We start from the raw sequence: 4,598 nt of genomic DNA, 5'->3' as shown, positions 1-4,598 counted from the left end.
AATCGCCGAAATCGGGACCCTGGCTGGCGCGTGGCCGGCCGAGCGGATCACGATCGGCGTTCTGCTGCCGGCCGCCTTCCTCGCCGCCGCCCTGGTCGCCCTGCATGGCTTGCATCTGCTTCATCATGTCCTTGGCGCCCTTGCGCAGCGCTTCCAGCGCCCGGCCCTGATGACCGACGGCCGCATCGCCTTCGCCCTCGCCGAGTGCCTGTTCGGCATTGCCCATGGACTTGCCGGCCTCGCCAAATCCTTCATTGGGCTCCATACCCATGCCTTCGAGGCCCTTCTTCAGCTGATCCAGGTCGCTTTGCAGCTGGCCCTGGCCCTGCTGCAGCTGTTTCAGCGCATCGGCGAATTCCTGGGGTGTCATCGGCTTTTGCCGGGCGAGCGGATCGCGGTCTTCGCCGACGCCGGGTCTGTCCTCATCCTGGCCGCCTTCGCCGAGCTGCTCGTCACGGTTCTGCCCGCGCTGGCGCTCGCCGCGCTGCATCTGATCCATGCGGAAGGTGTCGTTCATCATCTCCTGCTGACGCCGCAGGATCTCACCCAGCTTGTCCATCTGCTGGCGCATCTCGCTGTCCTGCTGGCCGCCTTGCTGCTGACGGCCGGCTTGCAGATTGTTCATCATGTCCTGCAGTTGCGACAGCAGTTGCTGGGCCTTGTCGCGATCTCCGGACTTCGCCAGGTTTTCGATCTGGTCCATCATGCGATCGATGTCGCTCTGGCGCAGTTCCTGGCCATTCTGCTGCATCTGCGGGGCGTTGGGATTCTGCTTGGCGCGCTCCGCGAATTCCTGCAGGAACTGGTTCATCGCCTCGCGCAGTTCCTTCATCGCCTTTTCGATTTCAGCGTCGCTGGCGCCATTCTTGATGGCGTCCTGCAGCGCCTGTTGCGCCTGGCGCAGCCGCTTTTCGGCGGCCGAAAGATTGCCTTCCTCGATGCCGAGCGCGATTTCCCAGAGATAGGAGACCTCGCTGCGCAATTGATCGTCGCTCTCGGCCATCTTCAGCCGGGTGCGGGCGCTCATGATGGCGAGATAGTGAGACATGTTGTCGAACGTGTCTTCCGGCCGCAGCGTGATGGCGTCCATCAGGTCGAGCACGCGCGGCTTGGCGTTGGCGTCGAGCGCCAGCAGGCGGCGCTGTTCGATCACGGCGCGTGCCAGCGGATTGGCGAAAGGCCGCTCCGGCATCAGCAGCGTCTTGGTTTCGCTCGATGCAGTGTGCCCGGCATCATCGGTGGCGACCAGCGTCAGCTTGATGCTGCTGCCGGCCCAGACATGCTCGGTCAGGTCCTTGGAGGTCTTGGCGGCGTTCGACTTGCCGCCGCGGCGCGGCAGCGTCAGCGGCATTTCAGGTGCACCGTACAGCGGGCGCGCATTGGGCGCCTGCGGATCGGCGAGCGCGAACACCGCTTTGGCGGTGGCGGCGCCATAGTCGTCGTCGATCTGGTAGTTTAGCTCGAAGGCGCCGTTTGCGGCGCGCTTGGGCTCGCCGACGAAGCGGATCTGCGGCGGCTTGTCCGATATGACCGCGAAGGCCCAGCGGCCGAGCTGGTCCTCGCCCGACGTCAGCGTCAGCGTGCCGTCGCCGGTCAGCTTGCTGGTGAACTGGAGCACCTTGGACGGCGGCGCCGGGCTTGCAGCCGGCTTGGCGGCGGCCTGCGGCGCAGCGGGATCGATGGCGCGGGCGTTGCCATTCTTGTCGGCATAGCCGAGCGTCTCCTCGCCTGAGCCACCCGTCACGCGCAGCGAAACGTCACTGCCTTCGGGAACCGTAAAGGTCGGGATCGCCTGGTTGGCGTCGGCGGTCAGGAAGATCGGCGGCTTGCCGGTATAGGCCGGTGGCGTCACCCATGCGTCGATGCGCGGCGGCACGATATCGCGCGCGCCATGGGCATTGAAGCCGTCGCTGATCCTGCCGCCCGTCGGTCCGAAGGAGAAGGCGAAGGCGGTAACGAGCAAAAGGGCCGCCACCGCGCGCAGCCCCCAGGGGTCGCGCTCCGGCACGCGCGTGCGCGGCAGGTCGGCGCCAAGGTTGTCGAGCTTTCCAGCCATACGCTTCTGGTGTTCGCGCCACAGCGCCTGCGAGAAGCTGCTTTCCCTGCCGCTGGGCCGGTCGGTCTGCACCAGCACCGGGCTGTGCAACAGTTGATTGGCGGCCTCTATGCGGCGGTCGATTTCGCCGGCGCCCGGCAGGCGGAAGAAGCGCAGCGGATAGAGCGCGGCCAGTGCCGCTATGGCAAAAGCAGCGACCAGGCCGATGCGCGCCATATCCGGCAGCCGGGAGAACAGCCCCAGCCAGGAGATGCTGAGGAACAGGCTGGCGACGATGACGAGCGGGAGCAGCAACGGCCAGCCGCGCTCGACCATCATCGAGACCCGCGTCGCCAACCGGCTCAAGGCCAGGCGTCCGGCCAGGCCGCGATCACTGCTGAAGGTGGGTCGTTGCGTCATCGGCCCTTCCTTGAGCCTATCCCGAAAACCGGGATGCGGCCTTATCCCTTTGAGCATGATCTGTTCCGAAAGGGATTTCACTTTTCGGGATCATGCTGTGGAGCGGGCAGGATAGCCCGACGCCTCACGACTCAAAGAATACCAGCAAACACGGCAAAGGCGAGGCAGTTCGGAAAAACGTGAAGTGGACCGTTATAGTTCCATCCTGCATACCCTTTAGAAGGCAGCAGGCCCTTTAGAAGGTAGCGGGGTCCGCATTCGCTCCGCAGACCAGCACGGCGACCCGTTCGCCCGCCGCCGGCGCATAGCGGCCCGACAGGACCGCGGCAAAGGCGGCGGCGCCACCCGGCTCGGAGATGATGCGGGCCCGGTTCCACAGCGCCTTCTGCGCGGCGATGATGTCGTCGTCACTGACCAGGATCGAGCGTTCGACAAAGGCTTCGGCAATCGGGAACATCATTTCGCCGACGCGCTTTGGCGCCAGCGAATCGGCGGCGATACCCTCGGCCGGCGCGTCGACGGGGTGTCCGGCCTCGAAGGCGCGATGAAGCGTCGGCGCTCCTTCCGGCTCGACGGCGATGATACGGATGCGGCCGGTAAACCAGGCAGCGATGCCGCCGATCAGGCCGCCGCCGCCGACAGCGACCAGCAGCGTGTCGATCTTAGGCAAATCGCTCTCGATTTCGAGCCCGAGCGTGCCCTGGCCGACGAGCGTTTCCTCCTGGTTGAAGGCATGGATCTGCAAGGCGCCGGTCTCCTCGGCGAACCGTTCGCTGGCCGCCAGCGCCTCGGCGTAGCGGGCGCCGCCGACGATCAGTTCGGCGCCGTAGGAGCGGATTCGCTCCAGTTTGGCTGGCGGGCTCACTTCGGGAACGAAGATGGTCGCCTTGTGGCCGAGCCGCATGGCGGCATAGGCGACGGCCGCGCCATGGTTGCCGCCCGATGCCGCTACGACACCGGCGTCGGGAACCGGCCGCTCCAGGAGATTGGTGAAGGCGCCGCGCGCCTTGAACGAGCCGGAATGCTGCAGGCATTCGAGCTTCAGGTCGACGGCCAGCGGCGGCTGATCGAAGTCGGCCATGTCGACGCGCAGCACCGGCGTGTGCCTGATATAGGAGCGGATGCGCGGTTCCATCGCGGCAATGCGCTCGCGTGTGACGGTGATGCCGTTCGTCATGATTGCTCCCTGGGACGGGTAGGTGTGTTTCCGGCGCTCCTATGCAAGCCAGTCGGGCATCGAATCCAGCCCAATCAGGTCGTCATAGGTCGGGCGTGGGCGCACGATGTGGAACCGGTCGCCGTCGACCAGCACCTCCGGCACCAGCAGGCGGGTGTTGTAGGTGCCGGCCTGCACCGCGCCATAGGCGCCGGCGGTGGAGACGGCAATCAGGTCGCCGGCCTTCAGCCTGGGCAGATCGCGGTCCAGGCCGATATAGTCGCCGGTCTCGCAGACCGGGCCGACCACGTCGACCATCATGCGCGGCGTGTCGGCCGGCGGCTGCACGACCGGACGGATGTCGTGGAAGGCGTCGTAGAGCGTCGGCCGGATGAGATCGTTCATGGCGGCATCAACGACGAGGAAGTTCTTGGCGTCGCCTTCCTTCACGAAAATCACTTCCGAGACGAGGATGCCGGCATTGCCCGATATCAGCCGGCCAGGCTCGAACATCACCTTCAGCCCGAGCTTGGTGACATGCTTCCTGACGATCTGGGCATAGGCGTCGGGCAGCGGCGGCGGGTTGTTGTCGATGCGGTAGGGAATGCCGAGCCCGCCGCCGACATCGATATGCTCGATGGCATGGCCGTCCGCCCGCAGCGCGCCGACCAGATCGACAAGCAGGGCGAAGGCATCGTCGAAGGGCTGCAGCTCGGTGATCTGGCTGCCGATATGGGTATCGATGCCGGTGATCCTGATGCCGGGAAGCTTTGCCGCGCGGGCATAAACCTGCCGCGCCCGCTGCCACGGGATGCCGAACTTGTTCTCGGCCTTGCCGGTGGAGATCTTCTTGTGGGTCTTGGCGTCGACGTCGGGATTGATGCGCAGCGAGATCGGCGCCACCTTGCCAAGGGCGGTGGCTCGCGCCGACAACAGCTCGAGTTCAGGCTCGGATTCGACGTTGAAGCAAAGGATGCCGGCGGCAAG

Annotated in this window: 3 protein-coding genes; all 3 read right to left on the bottom strand. The window is 65.8% G+C overall.

Going from position 1 to position 4,598, the window contains the following annotated elements; translation table 11 throughout:
- The coding region (locus tag EN984_RS23570; protein WP_127383979.1) for a TIGR02302 family protein at positions 1–2,455 on the bottom strand (2,455 nt) is incomplete at its 3' end.
- Between the two features lie 235 nt (positions 2,456–2,690).
- The gene (locus tag EN984_RS23565) at positions 2,691–3,632 is read right to left on the bottom strand and encodes a threonine/serine dehydratase (protein ID WP_127272538.1); all 942 of its coding nucleotides are present in this window, start codon (positions 3,630–3,632) and stop codon (positions 2,691–2,693) included.
- Between the two features lie 39 nt (positions 3,633–3,671).
- On the bottom strand, positions 3,672–4,598 hold a 927-nt coding region (gene lysA / locus EN984_RS23560), incomplete at its 5' end, for a diaminopimelate decarboxylase (RefSeq protein WP_127383978.1).

Origin of the sequence: Mesorhizobium sp. M7A.F.Ca.CA.004.12.1.1 (assembly GCF_003997835.1) — a bacterium.
Taxonomy (GTDB): Bacteria; Pseudomonadota; Alphaproteobacteria; order Rhizobiales; family Rhizobiaceae; genus Mesorhizobium.
Note: the sequence above shows the minus strand (reverse complement) of the source record. Positions and strands in the feature narration are given on the sequence as shown.

Bases quoted from the DNA above. Each gene is read 5' to 3' on its own strand.
- EN984_RS23565 (WP_127272538.1), bottom strand. From the start codon at position 3,632: ATGACGAACGGCATCACCGTCACACGCGAGCGCATTGCCGCGATGGAA.